General features: G+C 54.3%; 16 protein-coding genes. 10 read left to right on the plus strand and 6 right to left on the minus strand.

All coding sequences use genetic code 11. From position 1 onward, the window contains the following. Positions 1 to 55: 55 nt before the first annotated feature. The 4 genes from ACR0KG_RS03555 to ACR0KG_RS03570 are packed head-to-tail and all read right to left on the minus strand — an operon-like array spanning position 56 to position 4,506. Positions 56 to 1,255, minus strand: a complete 1,200-nt coding sequence (locus ACR0KG_RS03555; protein ID WP_480826498.1) for a catalase family protein — start codon at positions 1,253 to 1,255, stop codon at positions 56 to 58. 9 nt (positions 1,256 to 1,264) lie between these two features. After that, positions 1,265 to 2,734, minus strand: coding sequence for a Dyp-type peroxidase (locus ACR0KG_RS03560; protein WP_480826499.1), 1,470 nt, complete (start codon positions 2,732 to 2,734; stop codon positions 1,265 to 1,267). Then, positions 2,731 to 4,032, minus strand: coding sequence for a hypothetical protein (locus tag ACR0KG_RS03565; protein WP_480550134.1), 1,302 nt, complete (start codon positions 4,030 to 4,032; stop codon positions 2,731 to 2,733). Before ACR0KG_RS03565 ends, ACR0KG_RS03560 begins: the two co-directional genes overlap by 4 nt. Positions 4,033 to 4,053: 21 nt before the next feature. After that, the gene (locus ACR0KG_RS03570) at positions 4,054 to 4,506 is read right to left on the minus strand and encodes a hypothetical protein (RefSeq protein WP_480550132.1); all 453 of its coding nucleotides are present in this window, start codon (positions 4,504 to 4,506) and stop codon (positions 4,054 to 4,056) included. A 714-nt stretch (positions 4,507 to 5,220) separates the two neighbouring features. Here ACR0KG_RS03570 and ACR0KG_RS03575 point away from each other — a divergent pair. The 8 genes from ACR0KG_RS03575 (at position 5,221) to ACR0KG_RS03610 (ending at position 17,205) form a co-directional block, all read left to right on the plus strand. After that, the gene (locus ACR0KG_RS03575; RefSeq protein WP_480550131.1) at positions 5,221 to 6,348 is read left to right on the plus strand and encodes an efflux RND transporter periplasmic adaptor subunit; all 1,128 of its coding nucleotides are present in this window, start codon (positions 5,221 to 5,223) and stop codon (positions 6,346 to 6,348) included. 1 nt (position 6,349) lies between these two features. Next, positions 6,350 to 9,493 carry an efflux RND transporter permease subunit gene (locus ACR0KG_RS03580; protein ID WP_480826500.1) on the plus strand — a complete coding sequence of 1,048 codons (3,144 nt, stop codon included), beginning with the start codon at positions 6,350 to 6,352 and terminating at the stop codon, positions 9,491 to 9,493. A gap of 164 nt (positions 9,494 to 9,657) precedes the next feature. Next, positions 9,658 to 11,268: an FAD-dependent oxidoreductase gene (locus ACR0KG_RS03585; RefSeq protein WP_480826501.1), complete on the plus strand. Its 1,611-nt coding sequence runs from the start codon at positions 9,658 to 9,660 to the stop codon at positions 11,266 to 11,268. Positions 11,269 to 11,566: 298 nt separating this feature from the next. Next, on the plus strand, positions 11,567 to 12,919 hold the full coding sequence (locus ACR0KG_RS03590; protein WP_480550128.1) for an adenylate/guanylate cyclase domain-containing protein: 1,353 nt from the start codon (positions 11,567 to 11,569) through the stop codon (positions 12,917 to 12,919). An 851-nt stretch (positions 12,920 to 13,770) separates the two neighbouring features. Next, a complete protein-coding gene (locus ACR0KG_RS03595) occupies positions 13,771 to 14,955 on the plus strand; it encodes a ferredoxin reductase family protein (protein WP_480826503.1) in 1,185 nt (394 codons plus the stop codon). A 337-nt stretch (positions 14,956 to 15,292) separates the two neighbouring features. Then, positions 15,293 to 15,700 carry a c-type cytochrome gene (locus ACR0KG_RS03600; protein WP_480544888.1) on the plus strand — a complete coding sequence of 136 codons (408 nt, stop codon included), beginning with the start codon at positions 15,293 to 15,295 and terminating at the stop codon, positions 15,698 to 15,700. Between the two features lie 200 nt (positions 15,701 to 15,900). Further along, the gene (locus ACR0KG_RS03605; RefSeq protein ID WP_480550123.1) at positions 15,901 to 16,308 is read left to right on the plus strand and encodes a universal stress protein; all 408 of its coding nucleotides are present in this window, start codon (positions 15,901 to 15,903) and stop codon (positions 16,306 to 16,308) included. Positions 16,309 to 16,680: 372 nt separating this feature from the next. Beyond that, positions 16,681 to 17,205: a flavodoxin domain-containing protein gene (locus ACR0KG_RS03610; RefSeq protein WP_480550121.1), complete on the plus strand. Its 525-nt coding sequence runs from the start codon at positions 16,681 to 16,683 to the stop codon at positions 17,203 to 17,205. A 13-nt stretch (positions 17,206 to 17,218) separates the two neighbouring features. Here the strand turns inward: ACR0KG_RS03610 and ACR0KG_RS03615 are convergent, their stop codons facing one another. Next, the gene (locus ACR0KG_RS03615) at positions 17,219 to 19,966 is read right to left on the minus strand and encodes a cation-transporting P-type ATPase (RefSeq protein WP_480550120.1); all 2,748 of its coding nucleotides are present in this window, start codon (positions 19,964 to 19,966) and stop codon (positions 17,219 to 17,221) included. Positions 19,967 to 20,371: 405 nt separating this feature from the next. On the opposite strand from ACR0KG_RS03615, the gene ACR0KG_RS03620 reads away from it, so the two are divergent. Then, the gene (locus tag ACR0KG_RS03620; RefSeq protein WP_480544892.1) at positions 20,372 to 20,749 is read left to right on the plus strand and encodes a SnoaL-like domain-containing protein; all 378 of its coding nucleotides are present in this window, start codon (positions 20,372 to 20,374) and stop codon (positions 20,747 to 20,749) included. A 187-nt stretch (positions 20,750 to 20,936) separates the two neighbouring features. Further along, positions 20,937 to 22,730, plus strand: coding sequence for a PHA/PHB synthase family protein (locus ACR0KG_RS03625; protein ID WP_480826504.1), 1,794 nt, complete (start codon positions 20,937 to 20,939; stop codon positions 22,728 to 22,730). 164 nt (positions 22,731 to 22,894) lie between these two features. On the opposite strand, the gene ACR0KG_RS03630 is transcribed toward ACR0KG_RS03625, so the two are convergent. Further along, a complete protein-coding gene (locus tag ACR0KG_RS03630; protein ID WP_480826505.1) occupies positions 22,895 to 23,323 on the minus strand; it encodes a phasin family protein in 429 nt (142 codons plus the stop codon). Between the last annotated feature and the right edge of the window lie 59 nt (positions 23,324 to 23,382).

Here is a 23,382-nt window from a genome sequence, read left to right on the forward strand (position 1 = left end):
AGGGGAAACGCTGCATCTTGCCGTTCCCAAAACTCGCAACAGATCGGTGGTATTGTCATTCGAACGTCTCTGTCCCATCGGGTTCGACGTGGTCAGCTTTATTCATTTTCTGGCGAAACGCCGCTAGTTCTTGGTACATTCGCCGCCGCGCACGGCTTTGGTTGCCCAGTGGGCGGTGTTCGGGCAAGGAATGCCAGGGGTTGATTCGCAGGTTTCGGGCAAAAGACATCTGGGCAGGCGTGTCGAAATCCTGCTGAGGGATATGGATGCGTGCGACCGGTATCCAAGGCGATTTGTCTTCGGGCCACAGCACCGAGGCATCCTCCACGGGCATCAGATGCGGGTCGGTCTGAATCTGAACTAGCATCTCGAACTCGGCAGGACCCGCGCGTAGCGCGCGTGCCATGTTGTCTCGTAGATAGTTCGGGGGCACGCGTCCGAAGGGGACACCGGGAATATCCATCGGCACATCCGTTAAAGGCCTGTAGGAGTAGAGCATGGCCTGCCCTTCACCCAGCAGATACGGCACACAGCTAAAATAGCGTTGGCCCAACGGATTGTACTGTGTTTCGTTCCACAGCCCCTGCATGAGAAAGTCGATCAGATGCGTGTCCTTGGGGTTCAGAAAATACCAGATCGGCTCGTCAATGGTGCTCCAATACTGCAGCTTGGCATTCTCGCGCACGTCTGGCGTGACAAATGTTGGCGTGACGACAGCAGGCCAGTCCTGCGTGAATTTCTCTTCTTCCATCAGCTTCGGGCCAGGCACGTCCATAAGCTTGACCGACATCGACCCGAACCCGACATCGCGGATATCTTCGGGCACGTCGGGGCCCGGCCCGGCAAAGCGAATATAGGCCGGATAGCTTCGTTCATCTGCGAACACGCCTTTGCGCAGGTGCTTGGGCAAGTCGGCATTCACAGTAAAGGTCGCGCGCACCAACCCATGGGTTTTTGTATTGCCGCCGCGCTCGTAGGCGCCGGGCTGAAAATGCAGGTTCATCTGTTCGCGCATCTCATCGATGATCGTCTGCAGCGCCTCTTCTTCCCAGTCGAATATCTTCTCCTCGGCCAGGCCAAGCCCGTGGTTGGGACGCTTGCGGTTCTTGAGGCGCTGAAGAAGCCGCGCCGCGGGGTCGCGTATGAGGCGGTTGAGTTGCGGGCGGAAAAACGGCTCGAGCCTGCGTTCCAAGTGCAACCCGATCTGAAGCAGGGAGTGCAAAAAACGACGAATGACAAGAAGGATCGTGCGCATGATTTTCTCCTAGTCCTTCTGCCCTGCGAGAAAGCGTAACGCGCGCATGCTGGGCAGGAAGAAATAGCCGCCACCCTTAACGGTCACAAATTGGGGCAGACCTTCAAGCCGCTTGGCAATACCGGTCGCGCTCTGGATACTGAAACTGTCTGTGTACACGCCGCCGACAGGTTCGCGGCTGCCGACGATGGGATCCGCCTCGCCATGCAGACCATCGAACGTCGGGGAGGACATCCATGCGTTCTGGACGAATTCGAACTGACGCGTGATGTCGGCGCAAAGGCAGATGAAATGCAGCCCCCTCGTCCCTTTTCTATCAGCTTTGCCCGAGAGCGCCTGTTCGGGCGACAGCGGCAAGCCATAGGCACGTCCACGACGGGCAAGACGGTGAAACCGTGTCGAGGCGACAAGATCGTGCCGACCCGGCAGACCATCACGCCTACGCCGGAACCCGAGGGTGCTGGTAAGCCAGGCCCATCGGCTATCAACGCCGGGTGGCTGGTCACCGGTTCGTGGGTTGGCCCGCCGGATATGGGCGCCGACCGGGCAGACCACGCCGTCGACGTCATCCTCGTAGGTGAAATCGTTTCCCTTTCGCCCGCCCTCGATCTCGCGTCGGCCCTTGATCAATGGCTTGCCATCACGCGCACGGCCTACCATGGCGGTCGCCAACGCCTCGCGCTGCGCTGCTTCCCCGTTTGCCGCCGAGTCCAGATACCGCCAGAAGCCCGCTACGTCCTGCTCAAGCTGGCGCAGAACCAGATAGCTGCCATTACGTCCGAAGTCGTGATGTCCCTCGTCACCAATGATCTGCGGGGCGGGTGAAACTTTCTTGTATTCATTGACATAGCCCAAAACGATCTCGCCCGGTGCGATTAGGTTCGCGTATTTCTCGCGGCCGTGTTTTGGCGGTGGGCTTTGCTGATTCCAATCCACTTTTGGTTCGCTTATACCGTCGGCGAATCCGAAAGGCTCAATGCCGTCATTTAGGCGTGTCGGCAGTGCCTGAGTGATGTCGAATGCATCTTTGAAAACGCCATCCATCAGAGTTGATTTCAAGGAATCCAGACCACCCTCGCGCGCATATAGCATCAACAGAACGTGAATCTCACCACCATCCCAGACCCAGTTTTCCGGTGCGTTCCCGCCGGTGTCGCCAAGCCGCCGGGTGCGGCTTGCTTCACCTGCCATCCCCGCCAGGAACGGTTGTGAAAACTGCGAGAGAACCTCACCCGGCAAACCAAGCGCCTGCAATCCGCTAGCTGTGAAGGCAACTTGCAGTGCAGTCTCCGGGGGGGTGTCCATCCACTCGGCTGACGTGATCGGCGCGGTTGCCAGCCAATCCCGCGCAACCTGCACGTCCGAGACTTTCAGCAGTAGGAACTCTGCTTCAGTCAGCTTGCCATGACCAAACCGAACCAAGCCCTGCATGTCGGAAAAGTCGGGCTTCGTGACCGGGATATCTCTGTTTTCATTCATATTTTCGTCAGCCATTTTCGCAATGCCCGCAGCCCGAGCGGCCGCCGCTCAAGCCCGGCGCGTATCTGAGAATGCCTGTCGAGGTCGATAGCCGTCAGACCGGGATAGGCCTTGTACCATACTAAGGTGGCTTGCTGACGGTTTCGCAGGAACCGCTTGAACTTGCTCTCTTGTTCAGCCCCGTCCTTGATCAGAAACCGTGTACTTGGATACCCGACACCATTCGAAAACACGAGGTTGAGCCCCCAGGCCACCTTGTTGACGAAATCGTCCATGTAGCTTTCCAACGCCCCATCGTAGTTACTGCAGAACATCACGCGGCGCTTGTTGTCGAAATAGACCCACCTCGCGAAATGGATTGTCTGCACGCGGGTCAGATAACCGCGCGAAAAGATGTGCTTGGCAGCGTAATTCAGCAGATACAGCGCGATCGTCGTGATCGCGCGCCGAAAACCACCGGGCTTTAGATCGCCAACCGCCGAAAAAGGGTTGGTCACATCGTGATCTTCATAGGTGCCCATTTCAGAAATATGTGCGTCATCCGGGCGTGGCAGGATTTCGGGGTCCGACCGTTCAAGCCGACGCAACCACCACAGCAACAACGGCGACGCCAGCAAAACAACGGGCGAAATAACCAGCAGCACCATGGGCACCGAGATCTTTTCGATCCAATCGGCGGCAACCTGTAACAATGGCGCTGGCTGCGGAGGCGTCAGGCGGAGACGCCCTGCCCGCTGTTCGGTCGAGACGAATTCCTGCAAACGCTCGTGCAGCAGAATGGCATCATCCATACCATGCGCGTCTACCAGCGCGCGCAATTCCGTATTCAGTGCTCGGGCAAGTGCCGCTTCTTCGTTAACCTGCTGAACGGTGCGGCCACGCATGTTCACGTAGTTAGCGGCCTCAACCACGTTGTGTTGGACCATCCAATCGCACAGGTCCGTGTCTCCGTGGAAACCCTCGCAATGTGAAAAGATCCGCCGCAATCCTTCACCCGCCTGATCTGCCAACTCGTCCAGAAAGCTGTCCCGATCTCCGTCCACATCACCCAAAAAGGCCAGATGCGGTGGAAATGGGCGCGGTTCCACATTGTAGGCTTCGATGTCGCGCCATGTGTCGACCTGAGTAAGAAAGAACCGTGCGACATGCAGACGGTCAAACTCTGCAAAGGGCACAATCGGGTTCTTCGGGTCCGCAAGCCCGGGTTTGACGACCATTTCGGACAGCAGCGCGCGCAAATCATCAATCCGCCCTTCATCGACAGGGGCCAAAATCAGAAATGTGCTTTGCTGCGTCATGGCGGGACGAGTCTACCACATTCAGGGCGATGACGTATCGACATTGAAATCCAGCGCAAAATCGATCAGACGATTGTCGTCCCAATAGACTTTACCCAGATAAAGACCGGGACCAATGGCACGTATTTCGTCGCGAATCCATTGCGCGAGCAGCGACGTATTGGAGTAGTCCAGTACGATGCACTCCTTTCCATCAAGCCAGCTTGTGTCCTTGTAGACTTTGGCCAAAATCGCATTGAGCCCGAACGGTAGGATGCGGTTGCGTAATACGCCCTTCTGCTGATCAAAAACTTTGCCCTGCCAGGCAAAGCTGTTGATGAAGCGCGAGATCAGTGGTGTGAACCTGGTGCCCGGAGCCACGATGGCAGTCCCTTCAGCCTCGCCGTCGGGGATATCCCCGGCCGCAACGCTGGAGAATAATTCGTCCAGTTCCTCCTGACTCAAGTCCATGAGGGATTCGACGCTGTGTGCCATGATGGCCTCCTTCCATGAAAGTGTTTTGTTGGGCGTCCTCCAGAATGACCTGCACGGCCTTTTCGTCGACCATGTAAACGGAAGATGGGCGGTATCGCAAACTTTGGTACGTTTCCAAGCTATCGCTATGAGCGGGTGGATTTAACAATCGACATCTGAAAATTGACGGAATCTTCTTGTCGAAGGTCCAATCTGCCCCTAGCGGATCATGTTGATTGTCTTGATTCCCGCGAGTTTATTCCGCAAACGGGTGGTCGTAATATTTTTTGGCTGTACTCGCGAACCTTCATGGAGAAGAGATGGGCGAAGAGACTGCTGTTGGCACGGAGTATTCGCGGCACCGAGGCCCAAATGTGACCCGCTCGCAAAACTTACCCGGTTGCTGTGATGGTTCAGGCGAACTCGCTTCAGGTCTCCCAATCGCAGTTCGAATACTTAAGCCAAAGACGAACTCGAAATCCCGCAGGCACGCGGCAAATGTCCGCTATACGAGCTGACGATGGGGCATCCGAGTGGTGCTCTGGATGTCTCCTCTGGGCCGAACCTAAACTACACTTATTGCTAACAAGTTAGTCGCATTTCGCTGCATGTGATCCAGAAATCGAGCAGAATGATCACTGACATCAAATGAACTAGACCCTTTGTGCTAGAACGCTCTAAAGTGTTTGGTGGCAAATTTGACCTTAGGGCATCTTCAATCGCGGGGGCATGAAAATGAGCATCAGGGTTTTCCACATCGCCAATATTCTGTTGATCGCCCTCTCCAGCGCTCTTGTGGCTCAGCAGAGTCCTCCACCCGTGACGGTGGCAAAACCGATTGTGAAGTCCATAGTTGAAGATGATGAATTTGTCGGTCGCTTTGGCGCCGCGGCTGACGTTGACGTCCGAGCGCGGGTTTCAGGTTTTCTGGATCAGGTGCATTTCAAGGACGGAAGTCTCGTCGAAGAGGGTGATTTGCTCTTTACGATTGACCAGCGTCAGTTTCGCACTGCATTGAGACAAGCTCGGGCACAGATCAGCATCGCCGAGGCAACAAGTGCCTTCACGACTGATCAGTTGGAACGCGCCGAGGCTTTGATCAGAAATGGCAATATCGCGGAGAGCGTGGTGGACCAACGTCGCGAAGCTTTTCTTGCGGCGCAGGGTGCGTTGGAACAAGCGCGCGCTGCACTGGAATTGGCCGAGCTTGATCTGGAGTACTCGGAAATCCGAGCGCCAATGTCAGGACGTATCGACCAGGCCCGGATTGATCCAGGAAACCTGATCATAGCCCAAGACACCCTGTTGACATCGATCGTCTCGACCGACCCGATTTATTTCTATTTCGACATAGATGAACGCTATTTTCTGGCATACGCGCGGGACGCGCGTGCCCGGGGGTCTGTTCTGCAAGAAGGCGCGGACAATCTTCAAGTTCAAGTAACAGTCGCTGACCGAAGCATACCGCCTCAGAACGGAATATTAGATTTCTCAGAAAATCGCATTGATGATGAAACTGGTACGATGCGCGTACGCGCAGTTCTGCGCAACCCAGATGAGCTTTTGACACCCGGTCTATTCGGACGCGTCAACGTTCCGGGGTCGCTTCCCTATGAAGGCATCCTGATCCCGGATGAGGCGATTGCTTCCGATCAGAACCGAAGACTTGTGATGACAGTGGATGCTGAAGGCAATGTCATACCAAAGGAAATCCGACCGGGACCCAGAATAGACGGCTACAGGGTCGTGCGTGAAGGTTTGGACGGCTCAGAGACACTGGTCATAGAAGGTCTTGTTCGGGCCCGTCCGGGCAGCGTTGTTGCCGCGGAATTGGTCGAACTGCCGTTGGTTGCAGAAAACTGATATGGGACGTTTCTTTGTCACTCGCCCCATCTTTGCGATCGTTGTCGCCGTTGTTACAACCATCGTTGGGTTGCTCGCGTATTTCGAACTGCCCGTCGAGCAGTACCCGGAAATCGCGCCGCCGTCGATTGTGGTCAGGGCGAGTTACCCCGGAGCAGACGCTGAGACAATTGCCGCCACGGTCGCGACCCCGTTGGAGCAAGAGATCAATGGTGTCGAGGGCATGCTCTACATGTCGTCATATTCGACGGCTGACGGGTCTATGTCGCTGACGATAACATTTGAACTGGGCACCAATCTCGATGCTGCCCAGGTTCTTGTCCAAAACCGCGTTGCTATCGCTGAACCGCGCCTTCCGCAGGAGGTCAGGGCGCTCGGCGTCACGACCAACAAGTCTTCACCCGATCTCATGATGGTCATTCATATGCTCTCGCCCGATGAGACCTTTGACCAGCTTTATGTATCCAACTACGCCCGTTCGCGTGTCAGAGATCGACTTGTGCGTCTTGATGGTGTTGGCGATCTAATTATTTTCGGTGAACGGGAGTTTTCCGCGCGCGTGTGGTTGGACCCGGACCGGCTTGGCTCACTTGGGCTGACGTCAGGAGATGTCGTTGCGGCGCTGCGCGAACAAAACGTTCAGGTTTCGGGTGGCTCCTTGGGATCACCGCCCAATGCCACCGACAGCGCCTTTCAGGTAACGCTCACAACGCAAGGTCGATTGGAAGATCCACGCCAATTCGGTCGCGTTATCGTTAAGTCGACTGACGACGGGCGCGTCGTACGAGTTAGGGATGTGGCGCGGGTTGAGATCGGAGCGCGCTCCTACGTGACCAACTCGTACCTGAACAACAAACCGGCTGTGGCCCTAGGTATTTTTCAGCGACCGGGATCGAACGCATTGGCGTCGGCGGATGAGATCTTAGCCGTTGTCGAAGAGCTGTCACAGGATTTCCCATCCGGGCTTGAGTATCAGGTAGTCTACAACCCTACAGAATTCATCGAAGCCTCGGTGAACGCGGTCTATCGAACTTTGTTCGAAGCGGTATTGCTGGTTGTTGTCGTGATCGTTGTTTTTCTTCAGAGCTGGCGAACGGCCATCATACCGTTGATCGCTATTCCCGTATCGCTCATCGGGACATTTGCTGTGATGCTGGCGCTTGGATACTCTTTGAATTTGCTGACGCTTTTCGGGCTCATTCTGGCTATTGGTATCGTCGTGGATGATGCCATCGTTGTGGTCGAAAACGTTGAACGAAACATCAAAAACGGCATGTCTCCGAAAGATGCGTCCGCCCGAACCATGGATGAAGTCCAAAATGCAATCATCGGAACGACACTGGTTCTGATTGCTGTCTTTGTGCCAGCCGCTCTGGTGCCCGGTATTACCGGCCAGTTCTACAGGCAATTTGCTATCACGATTTCCGTCGCAACAATTATTTCGACTATCAACTCACTCAGCCTTTCGCCGGCGATGGCCGCCGTGATCCTTAGGCCAAACTCCAGTGCACCAACACGAAACCCTTTGGCCTTCGTCACAGACCCGCTCAGCAATGGGTTCAACAGAGGGTTTGATGCAATGGCGTCCGCTTATGGTCGGACCGTGCGCGCACTGTCTGGTTCAACCGGGATCCGCAGCATTGTTCTGCTGGTCTTTGCCGGATTGATGGGCGGAACATACTGGATCACGACAAAAGTGCCGACCGGGTTCATACCGGAAATGGACCAGGGGTACGCCATCGTTGTGGTGCAACTGCCAGATGGTGCAGCACTGGACCGGACCGACGATATCATCAAGCAAGCGACTGAGATAGCATTGGAAACGCCCGGGGTCACAAACGCCGTGGCATTTGCGGGCTTCTCCGGGGCGACGTTTACCAATGCAAGCAGTCAAGGTGTGATTTTCACCACCTTCGAGAGCTTTGAAAGCCGACAGGAAAACGGGCTGACAGCAGGTGCCATTGTGGGCCAGCTTTTTGGCCGGATGCAGGCCCTGCGCGAAGCCTTTATCATCGCCATTGCACCTCCGGCGGTCCGTGGGGTTGGCACTGGTGGCGGTTTCAAGCTTCAGCTTCAGGAACTTGAAAGCGCAGACATGTCCCGCGTGTTGCAATCTGCCTATGCTGTGATGGGCAGTGCCAGCCAGTCGGATAAAGTTCAGGGCGTTTTCACGACCTTTTCGTCCGGATCACCACAGCTGTATCTTGAGATCAATCGCGTTCGGGCACAAATGCTCAACGTCCCGATTGGCGAAATATTCGAAGCTCTCTCAATCAACCTCGGGTCTGCCTATGTGAACGATTTTAATGCTTTCGGTCGTCTTTTTCAGGTGCGTGCGCAGGCGGACGAGCCATTCCGTCTGAACCAAAGTGATATTCGAAGTCTGCGAGTTCGTTCCGCAACAGGAGCCTTGGTTCCGTTGGGCACCCTAGTTACCGTCCGTGAAACCGCCGGCCCCGCCTTGGTTCAGCGCTACAATCAACAGGTGTCTGTGCCGGTTCAGGGGTCGCCAGCGCCCGGTGTGTCGACGGGGCAGGCATTGCTTGAAATGGAAGCCCTTGCAGAGGCAGTCATGCCACCCGGTCTGGAATACGAGTGGACCGAACTCGCCCTGCAGGAACGCAATCAGGGCAATACGGCAGCTTACATTTTCGCCTTTTCGGTGCTGTTTGCATTTCTGTTTCTCGCGGCGCTCTACGAAAGCTGGACGCTTCCGATGGTCATTATTTTGATTGTTCCTCTCGCAGTGCTGGGCGCAATGCTGGGGGTTATGTTCAGAGGTATGGACAACAATATCCTGACGCAGGTTGGATTGATTGTTCTTGTGGGGCTTGCTGCAAAGAATGCCATTCTTATCGTGGAGTTCGCCAAGCAAGCGCAGGAAGAACGAGGGTTGTCAGCTATTGATGCCGCCGTCGAGGCCAGCCAATTGCGCTTGCGGCCAATACTGATGACTGCATTCGCGTTCATTCTCGGCGTTGTGCCCTTGATGATCGCAGTCGGCCCCGGTTCTGAGATGCGACAGGCGCTTGGAACGGCGGTGTTTTTTGGCATGTCCGGCGTAACTCTGCTCGGGCTGTTCTTTACACCTGTTTTCTACGTTGCCATGCGCACGCTATTCCCGATGCGACAAGCCACGACGTGAGCCAATGGTGCAGTGACAGACGTATTTGAAACGTTCAGTGCGCGGGAAGCAGGATACAAACGTCCGCGGGTCTGTGGCGGAATCGTTAGTGCCGAATGAATGGGTGAAAATCTCGAAATAGCCGCTAGGTCTTGTAACAGCGCCGATCATCAGGAGAACTGCACATGGAAAGCCTAGCAGCCGATCTTCGCGAAATGACGCGAACGCCTTTGCACCAGAGCCATGTCGAAACCTTGAAAGCGTTGGGCACCGAAGTGAGTTTTGAAGCAGGCCAGATGATCGCCGAGGTCGGTGATCCAATGGACCAGTTTATCTATATTGTCGACGGTCGGGTTGAGGTAATTGATCCTCAAACGCGAGAGGCTTATCTACCGACGTCTCTTGGGCCGACGCAGTTTCTGGGAGAGATCGCGTTTCTCAGCGGCGGGGTTTACTCGCTGCCGATGCGGGCGCGAGAGGACACGCACGCTATCTCTGTGCCGCGCGAGAAGATGCTGGACGCTATGTCGCGCATTCCGGAAATGTCAGATATCATCATCACTGTTTTTTCCGCACGTCGCCGACGTCAAATCGAAGACAACGACAGCTCTCTGAAACTGATTGGCGCTGACCTGAATCGCAATATCCGTCAAATCGAAGAGTTTGCTATCCGAAACAAGATCCCATTCCAAACGATGGATTTGGGTTCTGAGACCGCATGTGAGGTCGCGCAGTCCTGCCACCTGACAGGCCATCAGCCCGCGGTTATCTTTGGTGACAGCCTGGTGGTTGACAACCCGACCCCAGCCAAGGTCGCCCGATTGCTCGGGCTCGAACAGTCTTACGATTGTCGAGAGGTCATAGATGTTTTGATTGTTGGAGGTGGTCCGGCCGGGGTCGCGGCTGCGGTCTATGCTGGTGCGGAAGGGCTGTCTGCGATTGTTGTGGAGGACCTCGCGGTTGGGGGGCAGGCTGGGACATCCAGTCGGATCGAGAACTACATGGGCTTTCCAACAGGCATTTCGGGTGCAGACCTTGTATGGCGAGGGGAAGTCCAAGCCATGAAGTTTGGCACCCGATTTGTTCGTCCAAAACGGGCCAAACAATTGCAACGTCAATCCGATGGCGTGTTTTGTGTAACGCTGGATGATGGGCAAAAGCTAAGGGCACGCTCGGTCGTAGTCGCCACGGGGGTCCAGTACCGGCGTCTGCCGTTGGAAAGACTGAAGGACTTTGAGGGTTTGGGCATCTACTATGCTGCAACCGAGATGGAAGCGCGCTATTGCAAGGGCACCGATGTCGTCGTGGTTGGGGGCGGAAACTCTGCGGGGCAAGCAGCGATGTACCTGTCGCGATCAGCAAAACATGTCCATGTGCTGGTGCGAGGAGACAGCTTGGCTGCATCGATGTCCGATTACCTGCTGTCAAGGTTAGAGGCGGATCCGGCGATCACCATCCACTACAAATCCCAGCTAAAGGCACTTCTTGGGGACAAATCCATGTCCAGGGTCATCATTGAGCATGACGGATCAGACTGGCCACTCGATTGCAGCGCCGCATTTGTGATGGTTGGGGCTGCACCCAATACCGAATGGCTGTCACAGAGCTGCCAGTTGGACGCACGCGGCTTTGTGGTCACGGGCAACGAGGCCAATGCCGGATCAACTTTCGCGACGTCTTGTCCCGGCATTTTTGCCGTGGGCGATGTACGCGCCGGGTCGGTCAAGCGCGTTGCCTCTGCGGTGGGTGAAGGGTCAGTTGTCATATCTCAAGCTTGGGAATACCTGCAAAACTGAGTGTTTTTCTCCGCATAAAAGTTACGTCGCTGTCCTGCCTTGGTTAGCCCGGTTACAATCGCACAGAGGCTATTGTTTCTCAACGCGGTCTCAAGTCAGACTTTTTTGCTAGGTTGTTTTGGTCCTCAGAGGAGTTTGGGTCAAAATGGTTGCGCTTCATCTGCGTTTTCTCGTGCGTTGATCGGGAATGCATGAATGTCAGTCACGATACACTTTGGTATTATTCACATTGGAAACAGAAACCTCTGTAACCTGCGACGAATGTATTTGACTTAACTCCTATTCGGCGGAGCCAGATTTGACCGAAATCGACGCGCAAAAATTCACACTGGAGTCCGAAAGAAGACTCACAAAGGCCGAGCAGCGCGGACTACGCTTGGCGATTGCCTGTCGCACCTCTATCACCGCTGCAGCATTTTTCTGGTACTTGGGTTCAACACTGTTGTTTCCTGAATTCAGTACGCGCCAAGTCACGACTTTCGCGTTGTTCGCGTTCACTGCAATTGGTGTCACCCATCTCGTGTTGATTGGTACCAGCTATGACAGGCCGTGGATCAAATATGCCGTTTACGCACTGGATTCACTGGCGATCTGTTCACTTTTTGCGCTCGTCCCCATCAGCAGGGCCGACGACGTGCCACAGATCATCGCGTTCCGCGCTTATGGAATATACTACCTCTTTCCGATTGTCGCATTGGCTTGCCTCAGCCTTTCCTGGCGTCTCGTGCTCTGGACTGGGGGCCTTTGCGTGCTTGGATGGTGGGCGGCATTCTTTTGGGTCACGTTACCAATGGAGCGGACGCTGTCATGGGCAGATATGTCTGCGATGGCTACCCGCCAAACCTATGAGGCTGTATTTCTTTCCATTGACTTTATTGGTCGCGGCAATCGCATCGAAGAAACCGGAATGCTGCTGTTTGCGACGTGCATTTTAGCAATTGCTGTATTCAGGAGCCGAGCGGTCTTCTTTGCGCAAGTTGAAGCTGATCTGGAGCGCGGTCGGGAACGCGCAAAGAGACAACACGTTTCGGACCTTCTTGGCAAATACCTGCCAGAAGAAATCGCAAAGAAGCTCATTGACGACAACGCTCCGCTGAAACCTCAGAAATCATTTGGTACGGCGCTCGTGATGGATATTGCTGGGTTCACCAGATTTTCCTCGCAACATTCCCCGGACGAAGTGATTAGACGTCTGGATGCCTTCCTCACTGACGCGACCGAGGATGTTTCAGCCGAAAATGGGATCGTGATTTCTTATCTTGGCGACGGGTTTCTTGTCACATTCAACGCACCAGTCAAAGTCGAGAGGCCTGCGGACGCGGCGGTAAGAGCTGCGGAAGCCTTGCACTTGACCGCTGCCAGGCATGGGCTTTCAATCCGAATTGGCATCGCAAGCGGAGAGCTGGTGACAGGCACGATCGGGTCCGACACCCGCCAGTCGTTCACGGTTTACGGAGATCCCGTCAATCTTGCCTCAAGGTTAGAGGCGAGGTGCAAATCGCTCGGTGCGGCGATGCTTTTGGATGCCGCGACCAATGACGCTCTTTCGGGTATCGATCGACTAAAAAGTTTTGGTTCAGTTGAAATCAGTGGTCTGGCCGAACCTGTCGCCGTGTTTGGCGCACTGCTTAGGCTTCGGATCAAGACATAACCTCTGATTTTGAGAACTTGTTCTTGAATTTCTGTTTTTTTAAACCACAGGCAAATCACCGAATCCATTGATCCAAGTCATAGAACCTTTCGCGGTTCTGGGTTTTCTTGAGAGAGCAATAATGGAGGTCTGTTATGCAAAAAACTGTTGCCGCCCTGTTCGTTTTGACGTGTCCCATTCCGCTTGGTGCTTGCGAAAGAAGCAGCGACACCTATCCGATAACCGGGGAGCAATGTGGTCCGGAAGACCCAGTTAAGACGTTGGATGCCACAGATTGCTACATTCCACCTTCCGCGAACTAAGGAAGAGTAACTGGTGCTTCGCAGCAACTGTAAGGCTATCTGTTGAGGCAATTGAGTCTCTTAACAAAGCGTACTCAATTGTGACTGGTCTATCGCGCCTAACTCAAAAAAATACTCGGCTCGGTTAGTAGGTTCGGCTTTCCCAAGCATGCGATGTGGAAGAATTCAATCGTAATGGACAGAAATGCATAGATTGGCTGAAGAATGGAGGCCCAAGAATAACTCGCGTTCCATTCTGCACGTCAAGTCGTTGCGAAATTTATGTGAAGTTTATGTGTTATCTACTCCGGGTATCGGGGGGCTTTGCAAGGGTTTTCCTTTGTCTTGTATTGCGGAGTGTAAGTGCATGAATGCCCAGTTTGTCAGAGCGGCATTGTGGCGAAGTGATTTCGTTTCAATAGGCTCCGCTGTTCTAAGAACTCAGCTTCGATGAGGGTCCTGGTCCTAGTTTCTGCCTATTTGGCCGTGCTCCTGTTGCCGCTTGGGCTTTCTTACGCGCTTAGTTGGCCCTCCCGGCGGTGGCACCAGGAAATTGCCTCCGGACTGGGTATGCTGGCCTTTTCAATAATACTTGTCGAATTCATCCTATCGGGTCGTTTCAGACGCATTTCGTCCGGTATTGGTATGGACGTTACAATGAGGGTTCACCAGGTTATGGCGCGCGTCGCTCTGGCCTTTGCCATTGTACATCCGCTGTTCTACCAAGGCTCAGTTTCTGGGGGCCCGCGCCCCTGGGACGAAACACGGCAACTGACACTCACAACAGACCTGACGGCCCTCGCAACAGGGATCTTCGCGTATCTTTTGTTACCCGCTTTGGTGTTGTCCGCTGTCAGCCGAACGAGCCAAGGATGCAAATATGAAGCTTGGCGCCTCGCCCACGGGATCGGTGCTTTGATGCTTGCAGGATTGCTACTACATCACACCATCGCCGCGGGACGCTACACGTCACATCCGCTGATAATGGGTATGTGGGCTGTTATGACAGCGATTGCCGTGGGTTCACTTCTATTTGTTTATCTGGTCGAACCGCTAAGACAGCACCGCAGGCCATGGAAAGTGGAGGCGGTACGCAGACTGACCCCTAAACAGTGGGAACTTGTGATCAGTCCTGTTGGCCACGATGGGCTGATCTTCAAGGCGGGCCAGTTTGTCTGGCTGAATGTGGGTAACAGTGTCTTTTCACTGCATGAAAACCCTTTCTCCATAAGCTCCGCTCCATCCGGAGGGCAAGTTATTTCTTTCATAATCAAAGAGCTCGGAGACTTTACGGGTTCACTGGAACAAATAGAGCCGGGTACACTCTGCTATCTGGATGGTCCGCATGGTAGTCTCACTATCGATGGGCGACAGGAACCCGGAGTCGTGCTGATCGCGGGAGGGGTCGGAATTGCTCCGATGCTCAGTATCTTGCGTCAAAACCGACTGGCCGACGGCTCAAGAGATGCCCAATTGATCTACGGCAACCGAAAGGTAGACCAGATCGTGAATCGTGACGAGTTGGCTGGGGAGAACGTGGTGTTCACGCTCTCAGAGCCGCCTGAAGACTGGGACGGCGAAACCGGCGTGATAGATGGTCCATTGCTTGATCGTGTATTGACTCCTGATCAGTACTCGCAATGGCTTTTTGTGCTCTGCGGACCCGCGATCATGATGGACGTGGTCGAAGATCATCTGATTGCGCGCGGCACCGCCTCGGACCGCATTCTTTCGGAAAGGTTTGACTATGATTGATCAACTCAACCGAATGCCATTGCGTCGTCGGGTTTCCCTAGCAATCTGGATCGTGGTTGCAGCAATATGCGTGGCGGTACTGTGTTTTGGGATGCGATAGTAGAGAGCTTGTAGTTCATCAGACTGGGTTTCGCTCAGGCCATTTGGATCGCAGCGCAAGCTGTCCGTTTCGCGTTTTTCGCCGAGACAATCAACGTCGTTGGACAAAGTTAGTCGCATAGCTAAATCAACTCCAAAAAATCGTAGGTGACGCGTCCACAATGAGCGAAATCAAAGCAGCGTTTGGGCGATATCGCTTAAACTGCTGTTGAGTAAGTCATGTGCAAAGGAGGAGGATTTGCTGATCTTACGAGGGATTGTATTGGGGCTCATTGCTTCTGGTGCCGTTCAGGCACAAGAAGTCAGCGTTCAGAGCGGAAACGACCTGTATCGAACCTATTGCTGGCAATGCCACGGGTTTGAAGCGACTGGGAACGGACCGATGGCAGAAATGCTAGCAATCAGAACACCCGATCTCACCAAATTGTCGGCGCAAAACGACGGTGTATTCCCAACAGAGTTGATCGCCCGCATGATTGATGGACGGTCGCCCCTGCTCGCTCATGGAGGAGAAATGCCTATTTTCGGACCGGTATTCGACTCCGATCAACATATTGCGCTTTCTCTTTCGGATGACCAGCAGATGATTGTCGGTGTGCGACTGGCGAATTTGCTGTCTTTTCTCGAGACGATACAGGTGGAGTAACTCGTCATAAGTGGAGCGGGACCACTTTCCGCCTCCTTGCATAGGCTACCGACGGGGAGAGCTGTGCGTTAAAAAATAGATTGGTGATAATGCAGTAGTTGCATTGAAGGTCGGAATGTTCACGCACTTAGAGCCAATCTGAGAGGTTAACAACCAAGAGGTCGATGAGCAGTCATCGCTGTTAGTGGAGAGGAATTCAAATGTATAAAAATATCCTGATCCCTGTGGCGCTGGATAGCGACCACGAAACTCAGTCCGCCTTTGAAGCCGCACGACTCTTGGCTGATGCAGATGCTGAATTTACGATACTTCATGTGCAGGACCCAATTCCTGCATACGTCGCATCTCAGATTCCAGAGGAGGTGCTGCAGAGTACCCACCGCGAGCTTCAGGAAAAGTTGCATCAGAAAACACTGGAACTGCCGGGAGCAACAGCCCAGCTGATTTCAGGTCATCCGGGCAGAGCAATCGTCGACTTCGCGAGCGACAATGGCATAGACTGCATTGCCATAGCCTCGCATAAACCTGGCTTTGAGAACATCTTTCTCGGTTCGACTGCGAATAGGGTTGTTCATCATGCAAAGTGTGCGGTTCACGTAACCCGTTGAGTGTTTCTTGTTTGACCTCATTAGTTGTCGGTTCTGCAGACACAGACAACAAGTTGATACTCTTGCCAGACGGCCAACAGACCTCTGATTGACCGGCTTCTTTTCCCAAGAGTTACTCAAAACAACGCTTTTGACTGCAAACTTGAATGTGCTGCTGCATCCACTTCCGGATAATCCAAACTGATTTTGAAACTCATTGAGTTGGCAAGCCGTTCCTGTCTTGGGGACGAAACAGAGCTTTTCACCGCAAATTGTTCTTAGAACGTCGGTAAATTCGAACGCCATCAACTAGGGCCCATTGATCAAGATCAACGCTAATAGCAAGTAGTACTGATATTATCCATGCGTTTCAGACCGTTTGGGGAGGTCGGTATGACCGTGCTTGTTGCTTACGGTACCGTAGAAGGCCAAAGTGCCAAGATTGCGCATTTCGTCGAAGGAATTGCCAAGGAAGCCGGTCTTGAAACTAAGCTGCTCGATACCGGCAAAATGATGGGTGATGTATCCTTTGAAGGCGTGGATAAGGTCGTTCTTGTGGCCTCAGTCCACGAGCGACGGCATCCCAAGCCATTCGAGACATTCATAGAAGTACAACGGGAAGCTCTTGGAGCCCGAAAGTCGCTTATGCTCTCGGTGAGTCTTAAGGCTGCCTCTCCTGAGGGTCTGGAGGAGGCTCAGGATTATCTGGCTGAAATGCTGCTGAGAACCTTCTTTAAACCAGACGTGACCGCCCTGGTCGCCGGCGCGGTGCGTCCCGATAGCTATGACTACTTTGAAAAAGAAATCATCCGTCATGTCGTTTTGAAGGACCGGAATGTTGATCCGCGAGATGGCACACAGGAGTTTACGGATTGGGCCGCATTGGAAGCATCTGTGACGACGTTCTTGAAAGAGTAAATTTGTCTGCGCACTAGCGAGCCCGATGATTGCACATCTTCTGATTCCGCGCACCCAAGGTGAGGGCGAGTTGTTTCTCCAACTCAAGCAGTACAAACAGCGCGATACCCAAGCCAATAATGAGGAGGCCATCCTTAAGACTGACGGCAGCGGTCCCCAGTACGTTCTGAAAACCCGGAACGTATGTTGCAGCGAGTTGAGCTGCAGAGACGGTTACCACACAGGCCCAAACGATGGGCGTGCCTCGGATTGCCTTCCAAGTCAGAGACGTTCCATAGATGTTGCGCACAAAGAAAAGGTGGAAAATTTCCATTACCACCAATGTGTTTAACGCCAGCGTTTGCGCCAGCTCCAGCGAATAACCCTGCTTTTCGGCATAGGTAAAAATGCTAAAGACCCCGGCCAAAAACAGACCGGAGACCAGCATGATATGCCAGACCAACTCGCCGCCCAGGATCGGTGCATCTCGTGGCCGGGGCGATCGAAGCATTGTGCTTTCTTCGGTCGGCTCAAAAGCGAGTGCAATGCCAAGTGTTACGGCAGTTATGAGATTGATCCACAGTATCTGTATTGGCGAAACGGGTAGTGTAAGTCCCAGCAAAAGTGCGACGATAACAACCAGTGCTTCACCTCCGCTCGTAGGCAGCAGCCAACTGATTACCTTTTTTATGTTGTCAAACACCGTGCGACCTTCGCGTACCGCTGCAGCGATCGTTGCAAAGTTATCATCAGCGAGAACGACGTCGGCGGCTTCCTTCGCGGCTTCGGATCCTTTTCTGCCCATGGCAATGCCAACATCAGCGCGTTTCAGCGCCGGTGCGTCGTTGACGCCATCGCCCGTCATGGCAATCGTCAGTCCGTGAGCCTGCAGCGCATGGACTAGGCGCAACTTATGTTCCGGGTTCGTGCGGGCGAAGATATCCGTCTGCAGAGCCGCGACTGATAATGCGGCATCGTCCAATTTGTCGATCTGTGCACCGCTCAGAATGTTGTCGGTGTGGACCAGACCAATGTCCTTGCCGATTGCTGCAGCTGTCCCGGCGTGATCACCGGTTATCATTTTGACCGCAATACCTGCGTTCTGACAGGCGGCAATCGCATGTTTCGCTTCTTTGCGTGGCGGATCGATCAGGCCAACAAGCCCAAGGAAGACCAGATCCCCCGAAAAGTCCTGCGACGTTAGACATGTCTCACCTTCGTGTGCAGGACGGAAGGCGAACGCCAAAACCCGGCACCCTGCCGAGGCAAAGCGATCTTCGATCGCGGACCATGTTTCGTGGTCAATTGGCTGCGCGCTGCCATCGGCGTCGAGCTGTGTTTCGCAAAGAGACAGCAGTGTCTCGGGCGCGCCTTTGACAAAAACCTTACGTGCTCCGGCCTCACTCTGATCCAGCGTCGCCATAAAACGCCTTTGCGCATCGAAGGGTAGCACATCGCGGCGGTTCCAAGATGCCCGCGCCGCGCCCAAAGGGCCCAGGACCTTTGCGGCGAAGGACAGAAGCGCACCCTCCATCGGGTCACCGTTTGCATCCCAAACACCAGACCGTTGTTCAAGTGTTGCGTCGTTGCAGCAGAGCGCGACGGTTGCCAAATCCCGCAGGGTCGGCGGCAGAGTCTGTATCGGTTCCGAACCATCGTCGACAATAGCACCGGCGGGATCATAGCCGTCGCCCTGAATGTCAAAGAAATGACCTCCTACAGCAACATTGGTCACCAACATTTCGTTGCGGGTCAGGGTGCCGGTCTTGTCTGTACAGATGACCGAGACTGAGCCAATCGTTTCGATTGCCGGAAGGCGTCGCACAATAGCATTGTGGCGTGCCATAGACTGCACACCGATCGCCAGAGTGATGGTCAGGACCGCAGGAAGTCCCTCGGGAATTGCGGCAACCGAAAGACCAATAACTGCCATGAACAATTCAATGAAACTGTATTCAGCCACGAAATAACCGAAAGCCAGAAGGATCGCGGCCACGGCGAGTATGAAAAGTGTAAGCCAGCGCGCAAAGGTATCCATTTGGCGTACCAGAGGCGTTGAGAGTGACTCGACCTCAGAAATCATCCGGCTAATGCGCCCGATCTCGGTCCGTGTGCCGGTTGCTGTCACAACGCCGCGTCCCTGACCGGCCGTGATCAACGTGCCGCCAAACACCATGCCGCGCTGGTCGCCAAGCGTTGCGTCCGCGTCAGTTGCTATGTCTTTTTTGTCAACGGCAACGGACTCGCCTGTCAGAATAGCCTCTTGTGCCTTCATGCCATGCGCTTCGATCAGGCGAATATCGGCAGGGGGCTTGTCACCAGCTTCGAGCAGAACGATGTCGCCGGGAACAACTTCGGCACCATCGATAGCGATCCGTCGCCCATCACGTAAAACTGCAGCCTTTGGGGCGAGCATCTGATGGATCGCATCCATTGCCTTTTCAGCCCGACCCTCTTGCACGAACCCGATGCAGGCATTGGCCAGAACAACGGCAAGAATGACGACAGTGTCCACCAAATGCCCCAGCAAAAAGGTTATAGCTGCTGAGCCGACAAGCACGTAGATCAGAACGTTGTGGAAGTGTGCCAGGAACCGTAGGATCACATTTTGTCTGTTTGACGGCGGCGGCTCGTTGCGTCCGAATTCCTCAAGACGGAGTTTAGCTTGTTCTGATGTAAGCCCGGTGGACATTGTTTGCAGGTTCTTCAGCACATCAACACTTTCTTGCGTGTGCGGCAGGGCCCCAGATGTTCCAGGCAGAACTTTAAGGCGTTCTGGCATTTCAGACTCCTTTTAAGACACGTCTGCGCGATGTCGTTGCTGCAGTGAACTTGGGGTTGATGCGCCCTCGCAGCGATGGCCTAGTCGCACCGCCACGACAGACTCTCATAGTTGAGCGATTCCTTTGTACGTGGTCCTGCCTTGGCCGTATTTGATTTGGTTCAAATCAAAGATACGGGTTTAATGTGCGCACGTTTTTTCAGCTTCCATTGTGCAATTCGGATTGCGTGCGTTGTGTCGCAATGCGTTGACGTTCCGGCTCCAAAGGCATCCTTCGATTCCATCGCGTGAATGGAGGGGGCGCAGGCCGTACAATCCGATGCTCAGAGTTGTTCCATTTTGATCTTCGTCAAGGTTGAACACAGCGCACAGAGGTACAGTCATCAACACAGCAGGAGATCTCTCATGGAAGCGCTAGTTGAAATAGGCCGGGCATTTGTTCAGTCGATGCGTGATCGCAAAGGCTTAACAAGCGTTGACGCGATGTACGCTGAAAACGCTCAATCCGTAGAGGCGGTTGTGCCTCCGGTACGGCAGTTTCGGATTTCAAAGGGTCGCGATGCCATCAAAGCGAAGCGAGAAGACTGGCTGAAAACGCATGAAATACAGAATCTTACTGCAGACGGCCCCTATGTTCACCCTCCCAATCGCTTTGGGGTGCGTTTCCACGCCGAGGTCGTGCAGAAAGACACCGGACAAAGCATGACTCTTAGCGAGATTGCCATTTATTCCGTTGAGGAAGGCAAGATTGTGCTGGAAGAGTTCTTTATGCTGCCGAAATAGAGAAAGAAGCATAGCTATGCGGTTTGCTGGACGCTTGCTGCTACTGCAGGAGGGGCGCGCAGTCTCCGTGCGGCGACAACAAATACGTCCAATGAAGATGGGCGGTTGCCTGGTCGCTCTGGGTCTGGTGGCCGCGAAGGTTTAGGATCGCAGCTTCATCGCACTTTGCCCAGATTGGAGAGCCCAGATGACAGAAATATCTCCTAACAAGCTGTCTGCTAAAGGCAAGATTCCTGCGGCAGACACTGGGCAGAATACCCCACGACACCCCTATGAGAAACTTGACCGCGCTACGCGTGCGGCGCTTGCCCGTGCCACCGCCGGTGTATCGCCGCATTCGATTATGGCCACTTGGATGGATTGGGCCCTGCATCTGGGTCGTTCCCCCGGGCGCCAGCTTGAACTGACAGAGCGCGCCGCGCGCGATACCGCAAAACTCTGGGTTTATGCCTGCGAGATGGCGATCGGAGCAAAAGCTGCTCCGCCGTTTCAGCCACGCAAGCAAGACCACCGCTTCAGTGCACCCGGCTGGCAGAAGGTGCCATTTTCGCTATGGCAGCAAGCTTTTCTGAGCGCACAGGATTGGTGGCAGGCAGCAACGGACGAAATGCCGGGCATCGCGCCGCGCGACGCGGAACGAGCTCAGTTTCAGATCCGCCAGGCCCTTGATCTTATCTCCCCATCTAATTTCCCGTGGTCAAACCCGGAAATCATCAATCGTACCATCCAGACCGGTGGTCGCAATTTGATAGAGGGCAGTACTCATTTCCTTGAAGATGTTGCCCATACCATAACGCAACAACACGAACCTGCCCCTCAGGGTTATGAGGTTGGCAAAGACCTTGCCGCAACTCCCGGCAGGGTCGTTTTTCGCAATAAGCTGTTCGAACTGATTCAATACGCACCGCGCACCAAGAACGTGCAGGCCGAGCCAATCCTTTTTGTGCCTGCCTGGATCATGAAGTACTATGTGCTCGACCTTTCTCCGGAAAACTCCATGGTGCGTTATCTCGTCGAGCAAGGCTTTACCGTGTTTATGATGTCCTGGGTCAATCCGATGGCCGATCAAGCTGACCTTAGTCTGGAGGATTATCGTCTCAACGGAGTGATGGCCGCGATCGACGCCATAGAAAGCATCGTCCCGGGTCAAAAAATACATACCAATGGATATTGTCTCGGCGGCACACTTTTGGCGATCGCAGCTGCGGTGATGCAACGTGATGGCGATGACCGGCTTGCCAGCGTCACACTTATGGCAGCGCAGGTTGATTTTGCCGAGGCCGGTGAATTATTGCTGTTTATCGACGACAGCCAAGTCGCTTTTGTTGAAGATCTGATGTGGTTGCAGGGCTGTTTGGACCGCCCTCAGATGTCTCGGACTTTTACAACAATCCGCGCCGAAGACCTGATCTATGCGCGGGCAGTAAGGCGCTATTTTTTGGGTGAAGACGATCTTCCAACAGACCTGACTGTCTGGAACAATGACACAACCCGGATGCCTGCGCGGATGCATTCCGAGTATCTGCGCGGACTGTTTTTGGAAAACCGGCTGAGCGCCGGACGGTTTGCTGTCGAAGGACGGGTTGTCGCGCTCAAAGATATACGTGTTCCCATGTTTGTGGTCGGAACAGAGTCGGACCATATCGCTCCGTGGCGCTCAGTTTACAAGATACGATTGTTTACCGACGGCGACCTCACCTTCGTGTTGACCAATGGTGGTCACAATGGCGGTATCCTGAGCGAGCCGGGGCACAAGAACCGCCACTATCGTCAGGGCCACAGACCGTCGGACGCGCTGTATACCTCACCAGATGATTGGCTGGAAGCGACGGAAATAAGACAAGGGTCCTGGTGGCCCGCGATGGCGGATTGGATAATAAACCGTTCGTCTGGTGAAGTTGCGCCCCCGCTGATGGGTGGGAAACGAAAGGGGGTCGACAAACTGCCCAAGGCGCCGGGCACTTACATTCATCAGACCTGAATGCTAGGTCCCTGCTTTGCACGTTCACTCACGTTTGGATAAGCACGCAATATTGCCAGCGCGCTATCGAAATAGTGATCACTCGCCTTGGCCAGCGACACGTGAAGGGTCAGATAGTACCGCGCCTGTCGAAGACAGGTTGCATCAAACGGGTTTAATCGGTTCTAGCTTTTGGATTTGCCCGCGCCCCTGAAGGCAGCTTCCACGCTTTCGCCGATGGCGTCTGCTTCTGTTTCGCTCACGTATTTTGCACAACGTGACACCATTTCGAACCACTCACGTGCATCTTCCACCATTCGTTCCATGGAATGCCGTTGCCATTCGGTGACCGCCCGCATCGTTTTGGCCGGATCTGGGTTTTCGCCACTCGTGGTTTCCCGGGCTGTTTGCAGCGCAGTACGTGCAGCGTCGTGGCGGCGTTTGAACCAAAGACGGGAATATTCCTCCGCCTCGCTCAGCAGATGGTCCTGCGCTTTCCAAAACTGTTCGATCTGTGGCGCGACCGCGGGGTTCATAGACATCATGCCCCGCATGGACTTCAGCACGTCGGTCAGGGCCTCCTGTGTCTCGGGTTTGACTGATTTTGTGGGCATTTGAACACTCTCTAGAAAGAAGACGGTGAACCAATTTTACCATGCCCTCAGGCGCATTC

This window comes from Ruegeria sp. H4, assembly GCF_056533065.1.

Bases quoted from the DNA above. Each gene is read 5' to 3' on its own strand.
- ACR0KG_RS03620 (WP_480544892.1), top strand. From the start codon at position 20,372: ATGGAAGCGCTAGTTGAAATAGGCCGGGCATTTGTTCAGTCGATGCGT.
- ACR0KG_RS03605 (WP_480550123.1), top strand. From the start codon at position 15,901: ATGTATAAAAATATCCTGATCCCTGTGGCGCTGGATAGCGACCACGAA.
- ACR0KG_RS03610 (WP_480550121.1), top strand. From the start codon at position 16,681: ATGACCGTGCTTGTTGCTTACGGTACCGTAGAAGGCCAAAGTGCCAAG.
- ACR0KG_RS03555 (WP_480826498.1), bottom strand. From the start codon at position 1,255: ATGCGCACGATCCTTCTTGTCATTCGTCGTTTTTTGCACTCCCTGCTT.
- ACR0KG_RS03630 (WP_480826505.1), bottom strand. From the start codon at position 23,323: ATGCCCACAAAATCAGTCAAACCCGAGACACAGGAGGCCCTGACCGAC.
- ACR0KG_RS03625 (WP_480826504.1), top strand. From the start codon at position 20,937: ATGACAGAAATATCTCCTAACAAGCTGTCTGCTAAAGGCAAGATTCCT.
- ACR0KG_RS03560 (WP_480826499.1), bottom strand. From the start codon at position 2,734: ATGAATGAAAACAGAGATATCCCGGTCACGAAGCCCGACTTTTCCGAC.
- ACR0KG_RS03565 (WP_480550134.1), bottom strand. From the start codon at position 4,032: ATGACGCAGCAAAGCACATTTCTGATTTTGGCCCCTGTCGATGAAGGG.
- ACR0KG_RS03570 (WP_480550132.1), bottom strand. From the start codon at position 4,506: ATGGCACACAGCGTCGAATCCCTCATGGACTTGAGTCAGGAGGAACTG.
- ACR0KG_RS03615 (WP_480550120.1), bottom strand. From the start codon at position 19,966: ATGCCAGAACGCCTTAAAGTTCTGCCTGGAACATCTGGGGCCCTGCCG.
- ACR0KG_RS03595 (WP_480826503.1), top strand. From the start codon at position 13,771: ATGCTGGCCTTTTCAATAATACTTGTCGAATTCATCCTATCGGGTCGT.
- ACR0KG_RS03585 (WP_480826501.1), top strand. From the start codon at position 9,658: ATGGAAAGCCTAGCAGCCGATCTTCGCGAAATGACGCGAACGCCTTTG.
- ACR0KG_RS03580 (WP_480826500.1), top strand. From the start codon at position 6,350: ATGGGACGTTTCTTTGTCACTCGCCCCATCTTTGCGATCGTTGTCGCC.
- ACR0KG_RS03575 (WP_480550131.1), top strand. From the start codon at position 5,221: ATGAGCATCAGGGTTTTCCACATCGCCAATATTCTGTTGATCGCCCTC.